We start from the raw sequence: 2,726 nt of genomic DNA, 5'->3' as shown, positions 1-2,726 counted from the left end.
GCCCCAGACCACCGCGTCGTGGCGCGCCGGGCCGCCGCGCCGCTGCAGCAGGCCGCCCTGCACGGGAAAGCGCGCATTCTCGAAGTTCAGGAACGGCATCATCTTCTTGACCGCCGCCAGGTCGAGCAGCTCGGCATCGATGCCGTTGATGCGCATCGTGTTGCCGCGCCGCGCATAGGCGTCGCGCTGCGCATCGGAATGGTAGAGGTTGATGACGCCGCGCTGGCTGACCATCGTGTTGTAGTTGAGATCCTGCTCCATGCGCTCCCACAGCTTCATCGACAGTTCGTAGAAGCCGGTGTTGCCGGGCAGCCCGTAATTGGAGCGGATGATGGTGGTGTTGCGGCCGGCATTGCCGGAGCCGATCCAGCCTTTTTCCAGCACGGCGACATTCCTGATGCCGTACTCGCTGGCCAGGAACCACGCTGTCGCCAGGCCGTGGCCGCCACCGCCGATGATCACCACGTCGTAGTGATCCTTCGGGCTGGCGTCACGCCAGGTGCGCTGCCAGGTCTTGTGACCGGAAAACGCGGCGCGGGCGAGGGAGAAGATCGAGTATTTCATAAATCTATTCCGAGATCGCTCACGCCACGCAGCACCTTTCTTGGCGCATCGGAATCATCCGAAAACCGCTTCACACTTTTCGGTCCGATGCTCTAGATATCCAGCGTGTGGTCACGCTCCCACTGGGTGAAGTGGGAAGCATAGGAATTCCATTCCTGGTGCTTGAGCTTTAGATAAGCCGACGAGAATTCCTCACCCAGCGCCGCCTTGAGCGATTTGTCATTGTCGAACTCGCGCAAAGCATCGAGCAGGTTGAGCGGCAGCTTCGGCGCACCCTCCACCGTATGGCCGAACTGGTACATGTCGATGTCGTAGCGCTTGCCCGGATCGGCCTTCGAGCGGATGCCGTCGAGGCCGGCGGCGATGATGACGGCCTGCAGCAGATAAGGGTTTGCCGCGCCGTCGGGCAGGCGCAGCTCGAAACGGCCGGGGCCGGGCACGCGCACCATGTGGGTGCGGTTGTTGCCGGTCCAGGTCACCGAGTTCGGCGCCCAGGTGGCGCCCGAAATGGTGCGCGGCGCATTGATGCGCTTGTAGGAATTGACCGTCGGGTTGGTGATCGCAGCAAGTGCGGAGGCATGTTTCATGATGCCGCCGAGAAAATTCTTGCCCTTCGCCGACAGGCCGAGCTCCATGGCGTTGTCGGCAAAGACATTGGTCTTGCCGTCCTTGTCCCACACCGAGATATGGGCATGGCAGCCATTGCCGGTCAGGCCGGGGAACGGTTTTGGCATGAAGGTGGCGCGCAGGCCGTGCTTTTCGGCAACGGATTTCACCATGAACTTGAAGAAGGAATGCTTGTCGGCGGTCGCCAGCGCGTCGTCGAAGGCCCAGTTCATCTCGAACTGGCCGTTGGCGTCCTCATGGTCGTTCTGGTAGGGGCCCCAGCCGAGTGCCAGCATGTGGTCGCAGATCTCGGCGATGACATCGTAGCGGCGCATCACCGCCTGCTGGTCGTAGCAGGGCTTTGACGCTGTGTCGTAATCGTCGGAAATCCTCTTGCCGTCCGGCGAGATCAGGAAGAACTCGGCCTCGACGCCGGTCTTGACATGCATACCGTCGCCGGCCGCCTCGTCAATCAGCCGCCTCAGCGTGTTGCGCGGCGCTTGCTCGACCGATTTTTCGTCCATAATGCAATTGGCAGCAATCCAGGCGACTTCCGGCTTCCACGGGAGCTGGATGACCGAATCCGGATCCGGCACCGCCAGCATGTCTGGATGCGCCGGCGTCAGGTCGAGCCAGGTGGCAAAGCCGGCAAAGCCGGCGCCGTCCTTCTGCATGTCGGCGATGGCTTGCGCCGGCACCAGCTTGGCGCGCTGCCCACCGAACAGGTCGGTGTAGGAAATCATGAAATATTTGACGCCGTTCTCTTTGGCAAAGGCGGCGAGATCGTTCCCCATTGTAGTTCCTCGCTTATGGCATTCTTGGTGGTTTGATATATCTTAGAAGCCGTTCTTCCCCGGTATCCAGTTGGTGCCGGCCAGCGGTACGCCGGCCATGGCGGCGGCTTCGATCGTCAGCGCGACGAGATCCTCGGGCTCGAGATTGTGCAGGCTGTTCTTGCCGCAGGCACGCGCGATCGTCTGCGCCTCCAGCGTCATCACCTTAAGATAATTCGCCAGCCGTCGGCCGGCCGCTATCGGATCGACCCGTTTCATTAGTTCGGGGTCTTGCGTGGTGATGCCGGCCGGGTCGCGCCCCTCATGCCAGTCGTCATAGGCGCCGGCGGTAGTGCCGAGCTCGTTGTACTCCGCCTCCCAGCGCGGATCGTTGTCGCCGAGCGCGACAAGTGCGGCCGTGCCGATCGACACCGCGTCGACGCCGAGCGCCAGCGCCTTGGCGACGTCGGCGCCATTGCGGATGCCGCCGGAGACGATCAGCTGCACCTTGCGGTGCATGCCGAGATCCTGCAGTGCCTGCACCGCCGGCCTGATGCAGGCAAGCGTCGGCTGGCCGACATTCTCGATGAACACTTCCTGGGTGGCGGCGGTGCCGCCCTGCATGCCGTCGATCACGACGACGTCGGCGCCTGACTTAACCGCAAGGGCTGTGTCGTAATAGGGCCGCGCGCCGCCGACCTTGACGTAGATCGGCTTTTCCCAGTCGGTGATTTCGCGCAGTTCCAGGATCTTGATTTCCAGATCGTCAGGCCCGGTCCAGTC

The 2,726-nt window shown here is 62.7% G+C and carries 3 protein-coding genes; all 3 read right to left on the bottom strand.

The window, feature by feature from the left end:
- The coding region (locus EOA86_RS29715) for an FAD-dependent oxidoreductase (RefSeq protein ID WP_128344905.1) at positions 1 to 564 on the bottom strand (564 nt) is incomplete at its 3' end.
- Between the two features lie 92 nt (positions 565 to 656).
- Positions 657 to 1,964 (bottom strand): type III glutamate--ammonia ligase, encoded by a 1,308-nt coding sequence (gene glnT, locus EOA86_RS29710; RefSeq protein WP_127208266.1) that lies wholly within the window; start codon positions 1,962 to 1,964, stop codon positions 657 to 659.
- A 42-nt stretch (positions 1,965 to 2,006) separates the two neighbouring features.
- A partial coding sequence (locus tag EOA86_RS29705; RefSeq protein ID WP_206630173.1) for a glutamate synthase-related protein occupies positions 2,007 to 2,726 on the bottom strand: 720 nt, incomplete at its 5' end.

This window comes from Mesorhizobium sp. M5C.F.Ca.IN.020.32.2.1, from assembly GCF_004023105.1.
GTDB classification, from domain to species: Bacteria; Pseudomonadota; Alphaproteobacteria; order Rhizobiales; family Rhizobiaceae; genus Mesorhizobium; species Mesorhizobium wenxiniae.
Note: the sequence above shows the minus strand (reverse complement) of the source record. Positions and strands in the feature narration are given on the sequence as shown.

Excerpts from the sequence above, each read along its gene's own strand:
- glnT (WP_127208266.1), bottom strand. The coding sequence starts at position 1,964 with ATGGGGAACGATCTCGCCGCCTTTGCCAAAGAGAACGGCGTCAAATAT.